This is a genomic window from Janthinobacterium paucivorans, assembly GCF_051380805.1.
Taxonomy (GTDB): domain Bacteria; phylum Pseudomonadota; class Gammaproteobacteria; order Burkholderiales; family Burkholderiaceae_D; genus Janthinobacterium; species Janthinobacterium lividum_D.
On the sequence record NZ_JBNYXR010000005.1, the window covers coordinates 162,422 to 183,558 of the forward strand.

Consider the following 21,137-nt stretch of genomic DNA (forward strand, 5'->3'; position numbering starts at 1 on the left):
CCCAAGTTACCGCTTCACTAAGGAAAACGCCGCGACATGGCTGTCGCGGCTTTTTTTTTAAGCGGCGGCGCCTTCTCCGAACCTGAAACTGCTCACCGCCAGCGCTCCAAAAAAATCCTCCTCGTGGTACACCACGTGCGCCGCTTCTTGCTCGGCCGCACCGAGCGCCACCATCAGGGGCAGCAGATGGTCTTCCTGTGGATGGGCCTGGCGCGCACCGGGCGCGCTTTCCCAGGCCAGCAGTTGTTCCAGCCTCTGTGCCGGCGGCAGGGCCATCGCCTGGCGCAGCCAGGCGTCGAACTGTTGCGAGGCGACGGCGCCGGCCTGGCCGAACTGGCGCAGATTATGGTAGGACAGGCCGCTGCCAATGATCAGCACGCCCTGGCTGCGTAAGCTCGCCAGCGCGCGGCCCACCTCGACGTGCGCCAGCGGATCGTAGTCGTGCTGCAGCGATAGCTGCACCAGCGGCATGTCCGCCAGTGGATAAATGGGGAACAGGGCGCTGAAGGTGCCGTGGTCGAAACCGCGCTCGTGGTCCAGGCGCGCCGGATGGCCGGCCTTGTCGAGCAACTGTTTTACCTGCGCCGCCAGTGCCGGCGCGCCGGGCGCCGGGTACTCGATTTGATAGGTGTGCGGCGGGAAGCCCGAATAATCGTAGATCATGCCCGGCTGCGGACTGGCTGAGACGAGGAACTGCGGCCCTTCCCAGTGCGCCGTGACGACCAGGACCGCTTTCGGACGCCTACCGATCTGGCGCGCGATGTCTTGCAGTGATGCTTCGAGCACGGCGTAGCGGTCGCCGAACTGGTCTTTCATGAATGGCCACGGGCCGCCGCCGTGCGACACGAAGTAGGTGGGGAATGTGTGTTCTTGCATGGCGGCTCCTGAGGGTAATGGCTGATGCTGTCGATGATAGTCATGCAAATTCAGTTGATCAAGATCGAAATTATTCAGATATCATTTCCATTTTGTTGATGATGGGGTGCTCATGGATACCTTGCGCAGCATGCGCGTATTTCGCGCCGTGGTGGAGCTGGACAGTTTCGTGCGCGCCAGCGAGCGCCTCGATCTGTCGCCGGCAATGGTCAGCAAGCATGTGATGCACCTGGAGCGCCATCTGGATGCGCGGCTGCTGAACCGCAGCAGCCGCCACCTGAGCCTGACGGAAATCGGCAAGGTGTATTTTGAACAGTGCCGCGACATGCTCGACACTCTCGACGAGGTGGAAGCGACCGTGGGCCGCACGACGGTGGTGCCGCGCGGCATGCTGCGTCTGAGCGCCCCCGTCTGGTTTGCCAACGCCATCTTTACACGCACCCTGGTAGCTTACCGCGAGCGCTACCCGGCAGTAACGTTTGACATCGACTTGAGCGGGCGCGTGGTCAACCTGGTGGAAGAGGGCTTCGATCTGGCCCTGCGCGTGAGCCAGGCACCATCGCCGACGCTGATCGCGCGGCCCATCGGCAGCATCGCCTTTCACCTGGTGGCGGCGCCCGCCTATCTGGCGCGCGCCGGGCATCCACAGTCGCCGCAAGACCTGGCGCAGCATGCCATGATCAGCTATTCCTTGTTATCAAACGGCAACGAATTAAGGTTTGACGGCCCACACGCAAGCGTGACGGTGAAGTTTGAGCCCGTGCTGCAATGTAATAACGAAAGCTTGCTGCACGCCGCTGCGCGCGATGGCATGGGCATCGCCCTGTTGCCATCGTGGCAAACGGAGGCGGACCTGGCGGCGGGGCGGCTGGTGCGCCTATTCGATGATTTCAAGTTGGCCGGCGGCAAGGTCTACGCCGTCTACACGAGCCGCCGCTATCTATCGTCGAAAGTGCGTACCTTCATCGACTTCTTGGCCGATGAAGCTCGCCTGGGGACGTAACGCTAACGCCAACGCTAACTACGTGAGCGAGCGCTTGAGGCCGATCAGCGCGCACAAGCGTGCGCTGCGCGTCCGCGCCAGCACCAGCGCCGCCAGTTGCGTCGCCAGCAGCGGGACGCCGATCTTAATATAATAATAAAAATTCTAAATAATCAATAAGATAACGGTACTTGAAAAGTACCGTTGGGCTGGTGCTTGCGGTACCGCGCGCCGTGCGTATAATGTTTTTCCTTTGCCATCCCTTCATCTCTCCATTGCGCTACCGTGCTGCGGCAGCGCAGCGAGCTTTCTATCATGATGCCAGCCCCGTCCGCCCTGACCATCGCCACGCGCATCTTGCTGCTGTGCGCTCTGGCCATGCCGGCGCGCGCGCAGGAGCGTGTGGCGCCAGCGGCGTCGCCGGGGGACGGCGCGGCTGGCGTCACGCATGGCGACTTCTACAGCGAACTGGGGCAGGGCGGCCAGCATAGCGTGCGCGGCGCTCTGTCGCGCGACCAGGACGGCATGTCGCTTGATGCGGCCATCGAAGGGCTGCGCAATGGCAATTACCGCGATGGCAGCGTGTTCCACCAGCGCAGCGTCAACCTTGGCGCGGAATGGAAGCTGCGCCAGGGCCGTTTCGGTTTCAGCGCCGATCAGCTGAACCAGGATACCCACTACCGCGCGCCCGAGGCGCCGTTCCTGGCCCTGCTGGCGGCCCGCCCGGAAGACCTGTATCGCTATGAAGTGCGGCGCGCCAGCGCCTTCGTGCAGCGTTATGTGGGTAATTTTGAGCTCGGCGTGGAACTGTCGCAGCGGGAAAAGTACGCCACGGCCTACTATGCGGGCGCGAACGGCAGCAGCGAATCGCGATACAGCAGCCGGCGTCGTCAACTCGCGCCCCGCATGCGCCATTACGGCAAGGTGGGCGGCGTGGGCACGGATACCGAAGTGGGCCTGGACCTGATGCAGTGGGAGCGGCGCTCGGGCCGCGATGGCGATGCGCAGCGCCGGCAGTATTCGCGCGCGCTGTTGCTGCGCGAAGAGCTCGCTTTCGGCGGCGCGTATGCGCCGCGCCTGCTGCTGGGCTTGCGCCATGAACAGTTCCAGCTCGATCCGGCCGACCTGCCCGCCGCTGGCAGCGATTGGGAAAACCAGAACGCCTGGGACTTGCAGGGCAGCTTGCAGCTGCACCCGCAATTGAGCGTGTACGCCAAGGCCGCATGCAGCTATCGCATCGATGATGATGGCTATACCAGCGCCGGCTACCGCCCGCTGGCGGGACAGCAGCGGCGTGAAACGGAAGTGGGCGCTACCTTCGGCGACGCGGCGCGCAGCGCTTCCGTGCGCGTTTTCAGCGAGCGTCTGAGCAACCAGATCGTCTTCGACCACAGCCTGGGCCAGCTCGGTTTTGCTGGCAATCTCGACCCTTCGCGCCGTGACGGCATCGCCATCGAGACCAGCATGGCGCTGGCGCCCGACTGGCGCCTCGACGTGGAGGTGCGGCAAGTGCATGCGCGCTATGACGACTACGCCTACGACGGTCCCGATATCGCTCTGGTGCCCAAGACCCTGGCCAGCCTGCGTCTGTACTGGACGGGGCACGCTGGCGCCAGCTTTGATGCGGGCGTGCAGTGGCTGCGCGCCCTGCGCTATGGCCGCGATTTCGACAATAGCTGCCTGGCGCAAGTGCCCGCGTTTGCCAGCGTGGACGGGCGTTACGTGCGCAAGCTTGGTGCGTGGGAGCTGGAACTGGCCGGCAGCAACCTGACCAACCGCCACCATTACGGTGCTGCGCCGGGCTGCCGCTCCAGCATTTATCTCAGGGATGCGCGCCAGCTGCGCGTCTCGGCGCGCTACCATTTCTGAGGCAGACGCGTAACGGCGCTTAAGAGTGGCTTAATCAGGCGCAAACGGAGCGCGTAAAGTGTTATTTTTCCACCGCAGCTTTATCGCCCAGTGCAAAAAGTGGTAATCTGCCACCGTTCACGACCACTTTATGATGAAGGATTAATATGCGTTTTCTGCGTTTCTTGCGTCCCCTGTTCGCCGCCGTCACCCTGGTAGCGGCCACCGGCGGCGCCATGGCGGCCGATACCGGCTTTACCACCCTGTCGACGCCAGTGCGCACCGACACGGGCAAGAAGGTGGAAGTGGTCGAGTACTTCATGTATTCCTGCCCGCATTGCTATGCGCTCGATCCGCTGATGCACGACTGGGTCAAGAAACAGGGGGACAAGATCGCCTTCCGCCGCATCCACCTGGCCTTCTCCGGCCTGAAAGACGCGCAGGCGAAGGCCTATGCCACCTTGGAGGCGATGGGCCAGCTGGAGCAGTTCCACGACAAGATCTTCCGCGCCATCCACGTCGAGCGCAATCGCCTGAACCGCGATGACGCCATCCTCGATCTGCTGGTGAAAAACGGCATCGACAAGGCCAAATACCTGGACATGTTCAACTCCTTCGGCGTGCAGACCAAACTGAAACGCAACGAGCAACTGATCGCCGCCAGCAAGATCGACAGCGCGCCGACCATCGTCATCGATGGCCGCTTCGTCACGTCGCCGGCGCAGCTGTCGCGTCCGGGCCAGTCCGAGCCGCAAACCCAGGCCGCGACCTTGAGCGTGATGGATGAACTGGTGGCGCGCACGCTGAAAGAGCGCGCTCCCGCGCCGGCGAAGAAGTAAGCGCGTAGCGCACCATGAAACAGCTGCCCTGGACTTTGTGCGCACTGGCCTTCGCCCTCCTGGCGTGCCTGGCGATCGCCATCGTCAACGTGGAAAACCAGCGCAATGCACTGGCCGGCAAGGCTTGCGTGGACCCCACGTTCAAGAACGAGATCGATGCGAAATGCCTGGCGTCGGTGCAGTCGCGCGAGCACTGGTGGCAGCATCTGGGCTACGCCATGACGCATTTCAGGAATTGAATGCGTTGCACGAAGAACCCGCCGCGCGCGGGTTTTTTTTTGGTCCGCGCAGGATGAAACCAGACTAGCATGCCGGGGCGTTGATGCCCGATAGCAGCCATGGCCATGCCGTCTGCGTCAACTATGCGTGCGAGTTGCTGGCTTGGACTCGCGTGCAGAATGGGGCGTGATGACGACGGTGCAAGTCGTGCCGGCCACCAGGGCCTGGTTCTTGTCTTGCTCGTCGATGTGGATGCGCACGGGCACGCGCTGCGCCAGGCGCACCCAGTTGAAGGTAGGATTGACGTCGGCCAGTAATTCGCGGCCCGTGGCAGCATCGCGGTCGGTGATGCCGCGCGCGATGCTTTCGATGTGGCCATGCAGGGTGGCGCCGCTCATCAGATTCATTTCCGCCTTGTCGTCCTGCGCCAGCATGCCTAGCTTGGTCTCTTCGAAGTAGCCGACGACATAATACGAGGCGCTGTCGATGACGGCCAGTTTGGCCGCGCCGACGGCGGCGAAATCGCCCTTGTGCACGTTCAGGTTGGTCACGTAGCCGCTGACGGGGGCGCGCACGGTGGTGCGATCCAGGTTCAATTGGGCCAATGCGCGCGCGGCCAGCGCCGCCTGCACTTGCGACGAGGCCGAACTGGCGGCAAAGGCCGCACTTTCGCGGCTTTCCGTCGAGATGATGCTGGCGTCGAGATTGGCGCGGCGCTGCGCCTCCTTGCCACGGCGGCCCTGTTCTGTCTTTTGCATGGCCAGCACGGCGTTGGCCTGCGCCAGCGCGCTGGCATAGCGTTCCTGGTCGACGACGAACAGGATGTCGCCCTTTTGCACTACCTGGTTGTCGCGCACCAGCACGTCGATGACGGTGCCGGCCACGTCGGCGCTGATGTTGACGATATCGGCCTTGATGCGCCCGTCGCGCGTCCATGGCGATTCCATGTAGCGGTTCCAGACGGTCTTGCCGGTCCAGAGGGCCGCAGCCAGCAGCAGCACGGTGATGGCATAGCGGGTCAGTTTGCTTACCATGTCGGTAGCCCTTCCTTGATCAGATTGAACATTTTTTTTGTTTGAACATCATTGGTACAGCGATAAAGCCAGCGCGCCAAAGATGACGACGAAGATGCATAGCCGCGCCAGTGACGGGTGCCACACCATGCGGTACACGCCCAGCGATCCGAGGATGCGGTCGAGCAGGGTTTGCAGGCCGATGCTGAGGATGAACAGGGGTAGCAGGGTAGGAATCAGAATGCCGAACAGGGCAAATTCACGCGTCATGACGGTCTCCGGCGCCAGGCGCCATGTTGTCGAGTAATGAGGTGTAGATCGAATGCAGGTCGACCAGGGCCGTGTGCAGGCGCAGGTCTTGCTCCTGTTGGTGTTCGGCTGTGGCAGCGGCGTCGGCCGCCGTGTCCTTTTGCGCCGCACGCACCACGGCGCCTGCCTGCAAGGTGGCAGCCAGTGCCCCCTGCAGTTGCGCTGCGCCACGCGTGTGCAGCCAGGCGGCGATGCTGTCCACGCAGCGTTGCAGCGCGTCGCGCGCGCGGCTGTTGGCGCAGGCGCTGGCGATCAGTTCGCGCAGATCGATCACCGAGTGGCCGATTTCCAGCAAGGTCAAAGCCTGGCGCACGATGGCGCGCGTGGCCTCGCCCGGCGCTGGCCCGGCCGCCGCATTGAGCTGGCTGAGCAGATCGCGCACGCGGTTGTCGAAGCGGTGTTTCACGCGGTGCGCAGGTGCCGTGCACGCCTGCAGCGCTTCGCGCCACAGGGCTGGACCGACATGGTCCTTGTGGCCCATGGTGTGCTCGGGCAGCAGCACGGCGAACACGAGGGCGGCCAGCATCAGGCCGACGATCAGCGCCATGCCCGTGTTCAGGAACGCCGCACCATCGATATGCATCAGGTTGCTCGGCGCCATCTGCGTGATGAAGGTCGACATGCCCAGGCCCACCCCCAGCTTGGCAGGATTGGTCATCAGGTACAGGCCCACGGCCAGGAAGGGCGCAAAACTGAGCACCAACATGGGGAAGCCGTCGCCATGCACCAGCACGCAATACACGCACACGAGCGACAGCGGCAGGGCGATCAGGAAGCCCGCCAGCACTTGGCGTATCATCATGATGGGGCGCGGCGAGGACGAGGCCAGAGCGCAGAACACGGCTGCCATCAGCATCGCCGTGCTGGCATACGGCCAGGCCAGGAAGTAGGCGCCCAGCGCCAGCAGAGCCAGGCTGATGCCGGCGCGCGCGCCACTGGCGATGACCAGCGCGGGCGGCGTCTTCGGCGCATACGCCTGAGGCGTGCTCAGGTTCAGCGGCGTATCGTGCGCCAGGCTGGAATACACTTCGTGAAAGCGGCTCATGTCGCGCGTGTAGCGTTCCAGCAGTTCGCACATCGTGTCGAAGTCGATACGCTGCGCATGCACGATGCCGGTCGCGTCGATGTCCGCGCGCGCCAGCGCCAGCGCCGCTCGCAAATGGCGCTGCATGGTGTCGAGCGAGCCTTGCGAGGGCGTTGCCTGCAGCGCTTCGGCGACGATGGCGTACAGCGGCGCGCAGGCTTGCAGCACCTGTGTCTCGCCGTCGCGCTGCAGGCGTTCGAACAGGCGGTGGAAGGTATAGAAAGTGGTCAGCGCCGTCATGAAGGTGGCGTTGAAGGCGTGCAGCTTGCGGTTTTGCGCGCGCGCGTGGCCCACGGCGCTGCTCACTTCGAACAGGGCGGCCGAGCGGCCCAGTTCCAGCGCCGCGACGTCGGCGGCAAACTGCAGGTGCGTCAATTCCACCTGCGCCGGCGTGAGCTTTTGCTGTAGTACGTCCTGGCAAAAGGTAAGCAATTTGCTGTAGCGCGCCTGCACCGAGCGCATCACTTGCGTGCCCTGGTGGCGCGGTAGCAGCACGCTCGAGACGACGGCCGAGCAGATGATGCCCAGGCCCACTTCGGCCACGCGCGTGACGGCCAGCGAAAATACCTGCAGCGGCTGCTCGATGGCGGGCAGGACGATCATGCAGGCGGTGTAGCCGGCCAGCACATACACATACGACTGGGCGTTGCGGTGCAGGGCCGAGCCGCTGGTGCACAGGCCCACCCACAGGGCCAGGCCGGCCAACAGCAGCACCGGTTGTTGCGGGAACAGACCGATCAGAGTCAGCGCGGCCGTGCATCCGAGCACAGTGCCACACAAACGGTAAAAGCTTTTTTCCAGCACCATGCCGCTGCTGGGCAGGGCCAGGATGATGGTGGTGGTCATCGCCGTGCTGGGCGAATCGAGTCCCAGCCGGTAGGCCAGCCACAGGGCGCAGAACGCGGCGACCAGGGTCTTGAGCACGTAGATCCAGCGTTCGCCTTCCGTCGTGTGCCAGTCTTGCAGCGCCAGCGCCAGCCAGCGGGCCGCCCGGCTCAGGGCGCCTGGCGTGAATGTTGTTGCTGTCGCTGGCGTCATCGATAGGCGATCAGTTCTGGTTGTTGAGATTGTTGAGGTTGCGCAACTGGCGCAGGTACAGCTTGTCGAGCACTTGCAGCTCTTCATCCGTGAAGCCTTGGTACAGGGCAGAGGTTTCCTGGTACACGTCGGGCAGTGCCGTTTCGATCAGCGCGCGGCCCTTGTCGGTCAGCGAAATCATCACCGAGCGGCGGTCGCCGGGGCGCGTGCCGCGGTGGATCAAGCCGCGCGTTTCCAGGTCGTTGCACACGCGCGTCAGATTGGCCGGCTTTTCATGGCAAGCCATGCCCAGGGTGCAGGCGTTCGAGGTTTCCTCGTCCGTGCCGTACAGCACGGCCAGCACCATGTAGCTGGCATCGACTAAGTCGTGCTTCTTTAACGCGGCATTGGTCAAGTCTCTCATGCCTTTTTGAATGTGGTACGTCATGCGCAACAGGCGCATCAGTTCCATGGGGAAACCTGGCATGCGCGTGCGGATGTTTTGCAGCCGCTTGGAGGTGGCGTCAAAAGCGGTCATGTCCTATTCCTTCATGTGTGAATAAAGTCCCGATTGTATCTTGTTGAGCCATGGCAATGCCAGGATTGCAAGTTTAGATTCCGCCCCCCAGTGCATTCATCAAGGAAACGTAGAGATCGAGCTCGCGCGCCCCATTTCGCGCCCGCTGCTGTTCTTCCGCCAGCAGCGCCACTTGCGCGTTGAGCATGTTAATGGCGTCGCTCATGCCCGCCTTGTAAGTCTTTTCCGCCATGTCGCGCGCACGCTGCGCCGTGCTCAGCGCCTGCAGCGTCAATTGCTGCTGTTTTTCCAGCGATTGCGCCTCGGTGACGGCATTCGCCACCTCTGACATGGCGTTGATGACGCTGGCGTTGTATTGCTCCACGGCAGCGTCGTAGATGGCTGTCTGGCTACCCAGTTGGGCGCGCAGGCGGGCGCCGGCAAAGATGGGCAGGCTTAGCGCAGGGCTGGCGCCGCGGATCTCCGAGTTGGTGTCAAGAAAGTGGCTGAAGCCGAAGGCTTGGAAGCCGGCAAAGGCTACCAGGTTGACGTTCGGGTAAAACTCGGCCTTGGCCGCATCGATGCGCTGCGCCGCCGCTTCCACGCGCCAGCGCTGGGCGGCGATATCGGGCCGGCGGCCGATCAGGTCGGCCGGCAGGGCGGCCGGGATGGCCAGTGGCTGGTCCAGGCGCAGCACGGGACGCGTGAGCGCCGCACCGGCGCCCGGGCCCTTGCCCGTCAGGGCCGCCAGCTGGTTGCGCAGCAGGGCCAGCGACTCGGCCGATTGCTCCAGTTGGCGGCGTCCCGCCGGCAAGGTGGTTTCGATTTGCGCTACGTCAATATCGGTGCCGATGCCGGCCGCCTTGCGCTGGCGCGTGATGTCGAGGATGCGCGCGCGCTGCGCCAGGCTGCGTTCGATCACGTCCTGCAGCTGGAATGCATACGCGAGCTCGATGTAGGTGCGCAGCAACGCCGTTTCCAGGGCCAGACGGGCCATCTGCGATTCGGCCGAGGCCATCTGCACGTCGCCCAGGGCGGCGGACAGGGCGGCGCGGTTGCGGCCCCACAGGTCCAGGTCGTACGCGGCGGTGACGCTGGCCTGGTTGCGCCAGGCGTAGTTGCCGGCCAGCGGCGCCGGGGTGCTGCCGTGCTGGGAATACAGCTCGCGGTTGAGGGAGACGGTCGCATCGGCTTGCGGACGGGTCTTGTCTTCAAACGCGCCTGCCAGCGCCTCGGCCTGGCGCACGCGCGCCTGGGCGCCGCGCAGGGTGGGGCTGTCCGCCAGCGCCTGCTCGATCAAACGGTTCAATTGGGGGTCGTGCAAGTCTTGCCACCATTGCGTGCGTGGCCACTGTATGGCGGCAATGGCAGCGGCCTGCATGGCTTTGCTGGCCTGCAGTTTGTTGGCGTCGAGCATGGCTGATTGCGGCGCGATATGAGCCATGTCGGCGCAAGCGCTCAAGACAAGGATCAGGCTGGCGGCAAGCAAACGGCGGTGCAGGGACATGCAGGAACTCCGGGGTGGCTAAGTGTAGGGGGTGTTGCTTGCAGCATCACGGCTCGCCGCAGTAAGCGCCGGGAGTGGCCCGGCCGGGGCAGGCTCGAGTGCTGCGCCACAACTGAGTGCTTACTGACGCAACACGGATGCTGGCTGGTTTCTTATTTCACGACGTGCTTGGTCGTTTGCGCTACATCAAAGTCCGCTTCCGTTTGCGCGATCAGGCCAGCCTTGCGGGCGGCGTAGAACTCGGCCATGACTTGCTCGCGCGTCACTTTGCTGGCGGCGGCGACCGGCGTTTTCGGGTAGTCGACTTCGCTGCTGGCGATTTCGCCGGCGTTGCGGGCGCGGATGTATTCGGCCGTGACCTGCTCGCGCGTGAGTTGCTCGCTGGCGGCTGGTGCGGCGCTTTGGGCGAAAGCCGAGGTAGCGGTGGTGATGGCAAACAATGCTGTGATGAGTGATTTGGCTTGCATGATGAAACTCCAATATGTGCATGATGGCTGGGTGCATGGGCCGGTTCGCCACGGACCGGTCGCTTCGGTGGCAGGGCGCTGGTGGGCGCCGTGCCGCCGATGAAGCAGTTTCTGGATGAGAAGATGCTTACTTAAGTTAACTATAGCAATGAATATTACATTTGTGAAGTAATTGATGAAAATAGTGCTGCGGTGCCGCATTTCCGCCGGGGAAAATGCCGTGCAGGCGTGCGCCGCTGGCCAGGTCAGGGGAGTAAGCTCATTTTTTATTAATGGGAGGCAGCCATGAGCAGCAGTTCACTCGATCCGGATAATTTGCCCGTCACCTCTGACCGCGTATTGGGCAGCGGCCATGGCAAGGGCGCGCTGGGGCCCAGCGACAGTTCCGACAGCGGCAGCGACATGCAGGGCGTGCCCGGCCAGGATGCGGAAGAACTCGACAGCGACAGCGATGCGGCCGGCACCGGCGAACGGGCCGGCGTGGAGCCGCATAACGCGGCGCCCGATGGCGGCGACATCGATGTCGATCATGTCGAGCGCCTGGCGCCCGTCACCCCGGCAGAGCAAGCCGAGGATGAAGCGCGCGCTGCTCCGGTGCCGCTGCCACGTCGCTGATGCCGGCGGTGGCGCATGGCCGCCACGAATTGCTGTCTCTGCTGCGCCATCAGCGTAAAATGCGGCCAAGGCGGTGTGCGCGCCGCCATGGCCAGTCGGCCGACACACGATAGGATGTCAGAGGATGCAAACGCAGATGTCGCAAGAGAAAGAAAAAGACTTGATGTTGATGTACCGCGAGACGCGGCCACGCGAGTTCTTTGGCGAAAAAAGTAACACGAATCACTTGGCCTGGAGTTTGCTGGTGGTGTTGCTGGCGCTGGTATTGTGGTTGGTCTTGGCCCTGGCAGCAGCAGAAAATCAGCGCTATGCGCTGGCTACGAACGCGTGCCAGGATCACGTGTTCCCTGCAGAAATCGACATGTCTTGCCTCAAGCAGGTCAAGTCGCGCGATCACTGGTGGCAGCATGTAGGACATGCGCTGTTACGCATGGGTGCCTGAGCCTAGCGCGATCCGGCTGAATTTGGTGGCGGCGAGGGCCGCTGCGGTGACAGGGCGCAGGAACTGCTGGAACTGCTGCCACTGCTGCCACGGCCCTTGTCGCCGCCGTATATGTCGTAGATGTCGTATATATCGTATATATTGTATATGTCGTACATGCTGTACATGCCCGACACTGCCCGCGATGGACCTTCCCAAAGGTGAATGTGGCCTTCCCGCGCCTGCACGTCGATGGCCGCCAAGTCCAAGGCTCTACACGCCAACTGCTGCAGCGCGGCCACGCTTTTGCGGATTTGCGCACCGTTGATGGCACCGGCCAGCGTCGAGGTGACGCGTGGATCGCGCAGTACTCAGGCCAGCGCCATCTGCGTTAGAGTCTGCCCCCGCTGTGCAGCGATCTGCTTCAGTGCGCGCACGCGGGCCAGGTTTTCCGCGCCCATCCTGCGGCACGCGCCTTACAATACATGATAGGCGATAGGCTATAGGCAATAGGCGATAGGCGCTGACGAATCTCACAAGGAGTGGGCATGGAAATCGAATTGAAATTGTTGCTGGCGCCGCAAGACGCGCCGCGCCTGCGCGCGCACCCCCTGCTGGCGCAGTCTGCGCAAGGCGAGCCGCAGGTGCTGCAGATGCACGATATCTATGTCGATACGCCCGATTTGCAGCTGTGTCGCCACCAGGCGGGCTTGCGCGTGCGCCAGGTGGATGGGCGCTGGGTGCAAACCTTGAAGGCGGGCGGCCATGTCAGCGGCGGCTTGCACAGCCGCCATGAATGGGAAAGCGAGGTGGCGGGACCGCAACCGGACCTCGCCGCGCTCGACTTGCTCATCGGTCGCAAGCAGCCCATCCGCGCGCTGCTGCGCCAGGATGCCATCCGCGATGCCTTGCAGCCGGTGTTTACCACGCGCATCGAGCGCACCGTATGGCAGTTGCGCACGGCGCAGGGCGAGCAGATCGAGTGCGTGCTGGACCAGGGTGTGATTGAAAGCGGTGTGGCCGCTGGCGATGGTGCCCTACGTAGCGTGGCCGTCAGCGAGATCGAGCTGGAATTGAAGCAGGGGCAGGCCGCCAGCCTGTTCGGCGTGGCGCTGGCCCTGCTGCACGACGTGCCGCTGCAGCTGGGCCACATGAGCAAGGCGGAGCGCGGTTACCGCCTCGCAGCGCCACAGCCCCTGCGCGCCGTCAAGGCGCAAGCCCTGGCGCTGCATGCGGCGATGTCGGTGGAGCAGGTGTTCCTGGCTATCGCCAGCAATTGCCTGGAGCAGGTCAGCAGCAACCAGGATGGCGTGGCAGCGGGCGAGGACGTGGAAAGCGTGCACCAGATGCGCGTAGGTTTGCGCCGTTTGCGCTCGGCGCTCGGGATGTTCAAGTCCCTGCTGGCGCTGCCGCAGGTCTTGACGCGCGAACTCGACTGGTTGGGTGAGGTGCTCGGTGAGGCGCGCGACTGGGATGTACTCGCTGGCGTTACCCTGGCGCAGCTCGATGGCGAGGCAGCTGCGGACGCGGCGGTGCTGGTAGCGGCGGCGCAGGCGCAGGCACGCCTGAAGCACGTGCAAGCGGCCCAGGCCGTCACCTCGGCGCGCTATACGGCTTGCATGCTGGGCTTGCAGCGCTGGCTGCAGGCGCGGGCCTGGCGCGACAGTTGTTCAGTGCGTCAAGTGGTGCGTCTCGACGCGCATAGCTGCCCATTTGTCCGTGCTACCGTGCGCAAGGATCAGCGCCGACTGTTAAAGCGGGGAAAAGACTTGCCGCAGTTGGCGCCGCCGGCGCGTCACCGGGTGCGCATCGCGGCCAAGAAAGCGCGCTATGCCACTGAATTTTTTGCATCCTTGTATGACGCCGGGCAAGTCAGGCGCTACGTGAAGCGACTGTCCGCCTTGCAGGACGAACTGGGCTGGCGCAACGATAGCGCTGTGGCGGACGCCTTGCTACGCGCGCTGGCCGAAATGCAGCCTGATCTGCTATCGCAGGCGGCCTATGTGCGCGGCTTCCTGGCGGCGCAATTGCAGGGCGGTGCAGGCAAGGCGCTGGCGCGGCCATGGCGACGCTACGCGCACGCCCCTTTGCCGTCGAAGGACAAGGCCTGACAAGCTTGTCCAGCCGTCCTGCCGTCGAGCCTGTCGCCATCGTGAGATATCTGTTCCGCTGACACTTTGCAAGAGTGCAGACGTCGTCGATCGTCGTCGCATGGCGCAGCATGCGAGCGGCGCTGCACAAATTTTTCCAGGTCCGTGAGCGTCAAGGGGCTGCTGAAGAAGTATCCCTGGTAGGCGCGACAACCGTAACGCGCCAGGAAATCACGCTGTGCCAGCGTCTCGACGCCCTCCGCGATGACAGCGATGTTCAGGCTGTGCGCCAGGGCGATGATGGTTTTGGCGATCGATGCATCGCTAGGGTCATGCGTCACGTCGCGGACAAAGGACTTGTCTATCTTTAACTGGTCCAGCGGCAAGCGCTTGAGATAGGCCAGGGAAGAATAGCCCGTGCCAAAATCGTCGAGTGAAAAACCGACGCCGTGCGCTTTGATTGCGGACATCTTGGCGATCACGCCACCGACGTCGGACACCAGCAGGCTCTCGGTCAGCTCAAGCTTGAGAAGACGAGGGTTGGCACCGCTGCTGGCCAGGGCGCACAGTACCTGATCGACAAAATTGTCCTGGTTGAACTGGCGCACGCTGACATTGACCGCGATGCTCAGATAGCGCATGTCCGGGTGTCCGGCCCAGGCGACCAATTGTGCGCAGGCCGTTTCAAGCACCCATTGTCCCAGCGGCAGGATCACGCCGATTTCTTCGGCCAGCGCAATGAAGTCGCTGGGCGGCACCAGCGCGCGCAGCGGGTGTTGCCAGCGTACCAGCGCTTCGACGCCGGTAACGTCCCCACGGTGGTCGATTTGCGGCTGGTAATGGAGTATCAACTGCCGGCATGGAATAGCGTCGCGCAAGTCCGTTTCCAGCGCGGCCCGTTCCAGCATGGCCACCTCCATGGCGGGATCGAAGAAGCGCAAGGCATTGCGTCCCACCGCCTTGGACTTGTACATGGCCAGGTCTGCCTGCTTGAGCAGATCGTCGATACTGGTCAGATTGCCCATGAAGAGCGTGGCGCCGATACTCGAGGTGCTGCGGTGGCTAAGCTGCTTGAGCCAGTAAGTCTGGCTCAGTTCTTGCAGTATCTTGTTGCCGATGATATCGACCTGGGCTGCCGCCTGTTCCGCATTCACATGCAGGTCCGTCAGCATGACGACGAACTCATCGCCACCCAGGCGCGCTACGGTGTCGCCAGCGCGCACGCAGCCGACCAGGCGCCGCGCGACTTGATTGAGCAATAGGTCGCCCATGCCGTGCCCAAGCGTGTCGTTGAGTGTCTTGAAATTGTCCAGATCAATGAATAGGACGGCGCCATGCTTGCCGCTGCGCATGCTCGATGTCTTCGCCTGCTTCAGGCGGTCCAGCAGCAAGATGCGGTTGGGCAGATTGGTGAGTTGATCGAAGAAGGCCAGTTGCTGTATTTGCTTCTCTGTCTTCTTGCGCTCGGCGCGCCGAAAGCGGTGCCGTTTTTGTATCAGCAGCAGCCCGAGCGTGCTGAAAACGGCGACCAAACCGAACAGGATGCTTTGCGCATACAAGCTCTGGCGCCACGGCGCGAACAAAATCTCGGTGTCGCGGCTCACGGCGATGCGCAGCGTCGTCCCGAAGATGGACGCGCTCGACGGCACGTCGCGCTCGGCGACCATGCGATGCTGCTCGGCGCTGCGCGCCAGGCCGGGCATCCGGGCGTCGGTCTGGCGCGAAGAAGCCAGGTACATCTGGCCGTCTTCGCGTGAAATCGAGCTATGCACATCGTGCGCATAACGAATCGAATCGAGCAGGTTGGAAAAATAGGCGGGCGCCAGGCTGACCATGACGATGCCGCCAAAACGGCCCTGAAACCCGCTGATGCGCCGGCACAGGCTGATCGCGCCGGGAACGGCGGTGTCGCCAGGCGGTGCGCTCACGTGCAGCAATTGCGGATCGGCGAGTCGCATGGCTTTTTGGAAGCAATCGTTTTGCCGGAAGCTTTCGGCCGCCATGTCGGCGTCGCTGCCCGCGACCACCTGCCCGTCAGGACCGATGACCAGGATGGGGCGGATGCCGATCAGCGTATCGTTGATCACTTTGAGCCAGTGGTTGGCCCGCCGCAGGTGATCGCCTTGCGCCTGCCAAGTGGCCAGTTCGTCGATGATGCTGTCGATCACCCGCTTGCTCAATTTTAATTGCGGCGTTAAATTCTTTTCCACGATTTCCGCCTGCATCGCCAGCCGCTCGTGTTCCTGGCGATTAATCCGGTGATATTCCTCGTACTGGGTAAATGCAATGAAGCCGGCCAATGCCGACAACACCATGGCGTGGATCAGCCATTGCTGGAGAAAGTGTTCATTTTTAATCTGCTGCGGTGCGGACATGGAAGGTATGCGAGGTTCTGGCGCGGCAACCCGTTGCCACTGGCTTGCTTCGATCCAGATGGCCAAATGCTTTTGTTGCGAATGAGAAAGTGTAGCGGGGCATGCGTAAGCAAAATGTAAATTGCTTAGTCGGGCATGTAAATGTTTCGTAAATTCTGCACAGATAAAAAAGGAAGTTATTACCTTTCGGTAAAAACTTCCTTTGGGAAAATATGACAATTTTCAAGTCATATTTTCATGTCAACATGTCGTTGACGTTGACAAGAGAGACGCGCTTAGGCGAAGTTCTTGGCAACGAATTCCCAGTTGACCAGGCCCCAGAACGTTTCCACGTACTTGGCGCGCAGGTTGCGGTAATCGATATAGTAGGCGTGTTCCCATACGTCGCAGGTCAGCAGTGGCTTGTCGCCGGTGGTCAGAGGGCAGCCGGCGTTCGAGGTGTTGACGATGTCGACGGAGCCGTCGGCTTTTTGTACCAGCCAGGTCCAGCCCGAACCGAAGTTGCCTATGCACGACTTGGTGAATTCTTCCTTGAACTTGTCGAACGACGACCATTTGGCGTTGATCGCGTCAGCCACGGCACCGGTAGGCGCGCCGCCGCCGGCCGGCTTCATGCCGTTCCAGTAGAAGGTGTGGTTCCATACTTGTGCTGCATTGTTGAAGATGCCGCCCGACGATTTCTTGATGATCTCTTCCAGCGACAGGTTCTCGAACTCGGTACCCTTGATCAGGTTATTCAAGTTGGTGACATACGCCTGGTGATGCTTGGCATAGTGGTATTCCAGGGTTTCTTTCGAAATATGCGGCGCCAGAGCGTCCATTTCATACGGCAGTGGTGGCAGAGTATGTTCCATGTGATGTCCCTTTATGGTGAGTATTCGGAGTCTTCCGGCCTGGGCCGGAGGGTTGAGCCTTGCGTGCTTGAACCAAGCATTCTTGCTGAACGAGCCACTATTGTAAAGCGGATGCGCCATTGCTGCAGATTCCGGCACGCGTGGCCGATGCTGTCGGCGTAGTGATTCTCGTTTAGCTTAAGTTGCGAGGAAATGGTCGCTGCCGCAAGCCTCAGCGGACGCTGGCGCACGGATAGCCTGCGTCTTGCAAGCCTTCTTCGACGCCATGCAGGCTTGCGTTGAAGAAGGGGCTGGACCTATCGTGCACCGTGCATCGTGCACTGTGAGGCGTGCACCACCATGCCGATGCTCATCGGGTGCTCTGTGTTACGTTAGCGTCGCCTGTACGCTGGCGATGCCGATCTGCGCGCTGCCTTCGGCCAGGCGCACATTGACGTTCTGGCGCGCCTGTAGCTGCGCCGGCGAGCGCACGATGGCGCCCTTTTCATCGCGCACGATAGCGTAGCCGCGCTCCAGGGTGCGCTGGGGATTCAATAGTTCCAGCTGCGCCGTCAGGCCGTCGAGGTGGTGGCGCCGCTGGCCTAGTTGCTGCGCCATGGCCGCGCCGCTGCGGCGCTGCATTTCCACCAGGCGCACGCGCGGCGCCGTGACGTCGGGCCGCAAGGCGACCCAGCGCGAACGCAAGCGCTCGAGCGCGAACTGCGACTGCTTCACGGGCGCGCGCGCCGCATGCGTCATGGCCGTCGACAGGGCCAGCAACTGCAAGCGCTGTTGCTGCAACTGCGCTTTCGGGTTGAGCAGGCGACGGCTGTGGCGGTCCAGCGTTTGCGCTGCATCGTCGAGGCTGCGGCGCATGGCGCGGCGCAAGGCTGCCGCATCGGCGCGCAGCGATGCCAGCCAGTCGGCGCGCGGCGTGGCCGCCAGTTCGGCCGCCGCCGTCGGCGTGGCCGCGCGCAGGTCGGCCGCGAAGTCGGCGATGGTGAAATCGGTCTCGTGCCCCACGCCGCTGATGACGGGCATGGAACAATCGGCGATCGCGTAGGCCACGGCTTCATCGTTGAACGACCATAAGTCTTCGATGCTGCCGCCGCCACGGCATACCAGCAGCACGTCGCACTCGGCCCTTGTCGATGCCGTGCGGATGGCTTGCGCGATTTTTTCCGGCGCTTGCTGGCCCTGTACGGGCGTAGGGTACACAATGATATTGATGTGCGGTGCACGGCGCTTGAGCGCGATCAGCACGTCGCGCAGGGCCGCCGCTTGCGCGCTGGTGACGATGCCGATGCTGCGCGCAAACATCGGAATGGGGCGCTTGCGTTCCTGCTCGAACAGGCCCTGTGCGGCCAGTTTTTCCTTCAGGCGCTGAAACGCTTCATACAGGGCGCCCACGCCGGCGCGGCGGATGGCTTCCACGTTGATCTGGTAATCGCCGCGCGCGCCATACAGGGTGACGAGGGCGCGCACTTCGACTTTGTCGCCTTCGCGCGGCGTGAAGCCGGCGTACTGGGCGCGGCCGCGGAACATCACGGCGCGCACCTGGGCGCCATCGTCTTTCAAGGTGAAATACCAGTGACCCGAGGCGGCGCGCGTGAAGTTGGAAATCTCGCCGGCGATCCAGGTCAGGGGGAACGAGCGCTCGAGCAGGCGCGCGACGGCCTGGTTCAGGGCGCTGACGGTCAGCACGGGCGGGGCGGCAAAGCCGCTGTCAGTCGGGGTGTCGGTCATCATGAAGTGGGAGAGGGAAGGGAACTGTCCACATATTATCGGCGAGGTCATGCTTATGTCATATATCGCGCAAAACAACAAGTTCTATTTCTAAGTATTTGATTTTATGTGGAATTCCTGTATGCCTGATTTGCGTGCACAGGGAAAAAATCCTTTAATATCAAGCACATCAACGCAGCCCCTGCCACTTACGCACAAAGTTATCCACAGAAAGTGTGCGGAACTTTTTTCCATGCACCAACGTTGCCGAGCAGAGCTGTTTTGGCGAGGAAAAATGCCTTGCTACATTTTTGCGCACGGCAATAAAATACTGAGGAATCAATCGCTTAGTCTGCCATGCATGGCCTTGCGCACAATCTTATCCACAAAAAATGTGCAGAACTCCGATTTGGCGTGTGAATTATCCACCGACATGCCCATGGCACGGCTTGCCTGAATTTTGCGCAGCATAAGAATATTCATATAAATCAATAGTTTAGTATCGCAGTGTATGCATTGCGCACAATCTTATCCACAGAATATGTGCAAAACTGCCTAAACCGTAGCGTCTCTTCGCCGGATTTTTCACTGCACGCGCGGGCTGTGAGTCTGCCTTATTTTTAAGCATGTAAAAAAAATCCTTTAAAATCAATGCTCTTCCAGGGAGTTAATCAGCTTGCTCACAATCTTATCCACACTTTATGTGTGGAACTGCACTGGCGCCGGAAAAGTACAGTATCGCAGCGAAACGCGGCCATCAAAATGCCGCTTTTCGGCTCCTGCCACATTTTTATGCAAGCTCAAAAAAACGATATAAATCAATGTACTTGGCGTCTATTCTTGCGCTTGCACACAATCTTGTCCACAGATTGTGTGTGAAACTTTGACGCTGACTAAGTCGCCTATTTTTCGCCGCCTGCCACTTTTTTGCGCATTGATTTAATCTCCTTTAAAATCAGGCACTTAATCGAATTACTTGGCTTTGCGCACAATCTTGTCCACAGTAAATGTGCAAAACTCTTCAACTGTTAATTTATTGGCATTGACTATGCTCGATAAACTGCTATGCCTGTATTTTACGCATACCGACAATACCCATGTAAATCAATGACTTGCATGCTGCACTTCATGCTTGCTCACAATCTTATCCACACAAAGTGTGCAAAACTGTGCACTGGCGCTATACGCCCGGCGCGTGGTGTGGGCCAGTGTGCAGTCAGTCACCACTTGCCGCCGACGCGGCAACGCGCTACATTGCGCCATTCCCGCGCCGACATGTCATCGCATTTCGGCGCTCGCTACAATACGGTTTGTCCGGGCGCTGCATCGCCGTCTCTTTACCAGGAGTTTCTTTTGCTTGCTATATTCCAAGCCGCTGGCTGGCCCATCTGGCTGTTGTTGATTGCTTCCATCGTCGCCCTGGCCCTGATCATCGAGCGCGTGTTTTACTTGCGTCGTGGCAAGATCTTGCCCCGCAAGCTCTTCGATGAAGTGGTGCAGGTGTATCGCAGCGGCAAGATCACGCCCGATACGGTAAGCAAGCTGGAAGACAATTCGCCGCTGGGCGTGGTGCTGGCCGCCGCCTTGCGCAATGTCAACGCGCCGCGCGAGGTGATGAAGGAATCGATCGAGGAGGCGGGCAGTGGCGTGGCCCACGTGCTGGAGCGCTACCTGACCACCCTCGGCACCATCGCCACCCTGGCCCCACTGATGGGGCTATTTGGCACGGTGGTGGGCATGATTGAAATCTTCGGTTCGCAAAATGCCAGCGGATCGAATCCGGCCCAGCTGGCCCACGGCATTTCGGTGGCGCTATACAACACCGGCTTTGGCCTCGCCATCGCGATGCCGGCACTGATCTTCTACCGCCATTTCCGCGCCCTCGTCGACAGCTTCGTTATTGACATGGAGCAACAAGCGGTCAAGTTCGTCGACATCGTCCACAGTGGCCGTCAATGAACTTCCGCAAAGGCAAGGGGCGTGAAGACCCCGAAATCAATCTGATCCCGTTTATCGACGTGCTGCTGGTGATCCTGATCTTTCTGATGGTCAGCACCACCTACAGCAAATTTACGCAGCTGCAGATCACCTTGCCGACGGCCGACGCCGAGCAAGCGAAGGACAAGCCACAGCAGATCGACGTCACTATCGATGCCAAGGGTAACTACACTGTGAACCGCGAACCGGTCTCGTTTCGCGACGTCGCTGGCCTGGCCGATGCCTTGCAGAGCGCGGCCAGGGCGGCCAATGGCGGCAAGGCGCCCGCGCAGACGCCCGTGGTGGTGCTCAACGCCGACCAATTCGCCATGCACCAGATGGTCATCCATGTCATGGAAGCGGCGCGCCTGGCCGGCTATGAAAAGCTGACGTTTGCGGCGCAGGCGGGCGGCAAGTAAGGCA

19 protein-coding genes are annotated in these 21,137 nt (G+C 61.8%); 9 read left to right on the plus strand and 10 right to left on the minus strand.

Going from position 1 to position 21,137, the window contains the following annotated elements; genetic code table 11:
- Positions 1–57: 57 nt before the first annotated feature.
- The gene (locus ACQ4V8_RS08290) at positions 58–876 is read right to left on the minus strand and encodes a DODA-type extradiol aromatic ring-opening family dioxygenase (protein ID WP_436571215.1); all 819 of its coding nucleotides are present in this window, start codon (positions 874–876) and stop codon (positions 58–60) included.
- 112 nt (positions 877–988) lie between these two features.
- Between ACQ4V8_RS08290 and ACQ4V8_RS08295 the strand changes: the two genes are divergently transcribed.
- The 4 genes from ACQ4V8_RS08295 to ACQ4V8_RS08310 all read left to right on the plus strand — a co-directional run bounded on the left by ACQ4V8_RS08295 (position 989) and on the right by ACQ4V8_RS08310 (position 4,784).
- The gene (locus tag ACQ4V8_RS08295) at positions 989–1,879 is read left to right on the plus strand and encodes a LysR family transcriptional regulator (RefSeq protein WP_436571216.1); all 891 of its coding nucleotides are present in this window, start codon (positions 989–991) and stop codon (positions 1,877–1,879) included.
- Between the two features lie 294 nt (positions 1,880–2,173).
- Complete coding sequence (locus tag ACQ4V8_RS08300; protein ID WP_436571217.1) at positions 2,174–3,727, plus strand: TonB-dependent receptor domain-containing protein; 1,554 nt, start codon at positions 2,174–2,176, stop codon at positions 3,725–3,727.
- Between the two features lie 146 nt (positions 3,728–3,873).
- On the plus strand, positions 3,874–4,545 hold the full coding sequence (locus ACQ4V8_RS08305; protein ID WP_010395750.1) for a thiol:disulfide interchange protein DsbA/DsbL: 672 nt from the start codon (positions 3,874–3,876) through the stop codon (positions 4,543–4,545).
- Positions 4,546–4,559: 14 nt separating this feature from the next.
- Positions 4,560–4,784, plus strand: a complete 225-nt coding sequence (locus ACQ4V8_RS08310; RefSeq protein ID WP_436571218.1) for a hypothetical protein — start codon at positions 4,560–4,562, stop codon at positions 4,782–4,784.
- A gap of 117 nt (positions 4,785–4,901) precedes the next feature.
- Here ACQ4V8_RS08310 and ACQ4V8_RS08315 read toward each other — a convergent pair whose 3' ends face one another.
- The 6 genes from ACQ4V8_RS08315 to ACQ4V8_RS08340 all read right to left on the minus strand — a co-directional run bounded on the left by ACQ4V8_RS08315 (position 4,902) and on the right by ACQ4V8_RS08340 (position 10,678).
- The gene (locus ACQ4V8_RS08315; protein ID WP_196855282.1) at positions 4,902–5,798 is read right to left on the minus strand and encodes an efflux RND transporter periplasmic adaptor subunit; all 897 of its coding nucleotides are present in this window, start codon (positions 5,796–5,798) and stop codon (positions 4,902–4,904) included.
- Between the two features lie 48 nt (positions 5,799–5,846).
- Positions 5,847–6,047 (minus strand): DUF1656 domain-containing protein, encoded by a 201-nt coding sequence (locus tag ACQ4V8_RS08320; protein ID WP_010395756.1) that lies wholly within the window; start codon positions 6,045–6,047, stop codon positions 5,847–5,849.
- A complete protein-coding gene (locus ACQ4V8_RS08325) occupies positions 6,037–8,208 on the minus strand; it encodes an FUSC family protein (protein WP_436571219.1) in 2,172 nt (723 codons plus the stop codon). The genes ACQ4V8_RS08320 and ACQ4V8_RS08325 overlap by 11 nt, the downstream gene beginning before the upstream one ends.
- A 10-nt stretch (positions 8,209–8,218) precedes the next feature.
- Positions 8,219–8,725 (minus strand): MarR family winged helix-turn-helix transcriptional regulator, encoded by a 507-nt coding sequence (locus ACQ4V8_RS08330; protein ID WP_070345605.1) that lies wholly within the window; start codon positions 8,723–8,725, stop codon positions 8,219–8,221.
- A gap of 73 nt (positions 8,726–8,798) precedes the next feature.
- Complete coding sequence (locus ACQ4V8_RS08335; RefSeq protein ID WP_436571220.1) at positions 8,799–10,211, minus strand: efflux transporter outer membrane subunit; 1,413 nt, start codon at positions 10,209–10,211, stop codon at positions 8,799–8,801.
- Positions 10,212–10,363: 152 nt separating this feature from the next.
- Positions 10,364–10,678, minus strand: a complete 315-nt coding sequence (locus ACQ4V8_RS08340; protein ID WP_010395767.1) for a DUF4148 domain-containing protein — start codon at positions 10,676–10,678, stop codon at positions 10,364–10,366.
- A gap of 285 nt (positions 10,679–10,963) precedes the next feature.
- On the opposite strand from ACQ4V8_RS08340, the gene ACQ4V8_RS08345 reads away from it, so the two are divergent.
- The 3 genes from ACQ4V8_RS08345 to ACQ4V8_RS08355 all read left to right on the plus strand — a co-directional run bounded on the left by ACQ4V8_RS08345 (position 10,964) and on the right by ACQ4V8_RS08355 (position 13,825).
- Positions 10,964–11,293: a hypothetical protein gene (locus ACQ4V8_RS08345; RefSeq protein ID WP_010395768.1), complete on the plus strand. Its 330-nt coding sequence runs from the start codon at positions 10,964–10,966 to the stop codon at positions 11,291–11,293.
- 124 nt (positions 11,294–11,417) lie between these two features.
- The gene (locus ACQ4V8_RS08350) at positions 11,418–11,735 is read left to right on the plus strand and encodes a hypothetical protein (RefSeq protein WP_010395770.1); all 318 of its coding nucleotides are present in this window, start codon (positions 11,418–11,420) and stop codon (positions 11,733–11,735) included.
- A gap of 527 nt (positions 11,736–12,262) precedes the next feature.
- The gene (locus ACQ4V8_RS08355) at positions 12,263–13,825 is read left to right on the plus strand and encodes a CYTH and CHAD domain-containing protein (RefSeq protein WP_436571221.1); all 1,563 of its coding nucleotides are present in this window, start codon (positions 12,263–12,265) and stop codon (positions 13,823–13,825) included.
- Here ACQ4V8_RS08355 and ACQ4V8_RS08360 read toward each other — a convergent pair.
- The 3 genes from ACQ4V8_RS08360 to xseA all read right to left on the minus strand — a co-directional run bounded on the left by ACQ4V8_RS08360 (position 13,786) and on the right by xseA (position 18,761).
- A complete protein-coding gene (locus ACQ4V8_RS08360; protein WP_436571222.1) occupies positions 13,786–16,179 on the minus strand; it encodes a putative bifunctional diguanylate cyclase/phosphodiesterase in 2,394 nt (797 codons plus the stop codon). The two genes, ACQ4V8_RS08355 and ACQ4V8_RS08360, sit on opposite strands and share 40 nt — an antisense overlap.
- Positions 16,180–16,454: 275 nt before the next feature.
- A complete protein-coding gene (sodB, locus tag ACQ4V8_RS08365; RefSeq protein ID WP_010395778.1) occupies positions 16,455–17,033 on the minus strand; it encodes a superoxide dismutase [Fe] in 579 nt (192 codons plus the stop codon).
- A gap of 366 nt (positions 17,034–17,399) precedes the next feature.
- Positions 17,400–18,761: an exodeoxyribonuclease VII large subunit gene (xseA, locus tag ACQ4V8_RS08370; RefSeq protein WP_070345598.1), complete on the minus strand. Its 1,362-nt coding sequence runs from the start codon at positions 18,759–18,761 to the stop codon at positions 17,400–17,402.
- 1,329 nt (positions 18,762–20,090) lie between these two features.
- Between xseA and ACQ4V8_RS08375 the strand changes: the two genes are divergently transcribed.
- Positions 20,091–20,696: a MotA/TolQ/ExbB proton channel family protein gene (locus tag ACQ4V8_RS08375; protein WP_010395783.1), complete on the plus strand. Its 606-nt coding sequence runs from the start codon at positions 20,091–20,093 to the stop codon at positions 20,694–20,696.
- A complete protein-coding gene (locus ACQ4V8_RS08380; RefSeq protein WP_010395785.1) occupies positions 20,693–21,133 on the plus strand; it encodes an ExbD/TolR family protein in 441 nt (146 codons plus the stop codon). The genes ACQ4V8_RS08375 and ACQ4V8_RS08380 overlap by 4 nt, the downstream gene beginning before the upstream one ends.
- Positions 21,134–21,137: the final 4 nt, after the last annotated feature.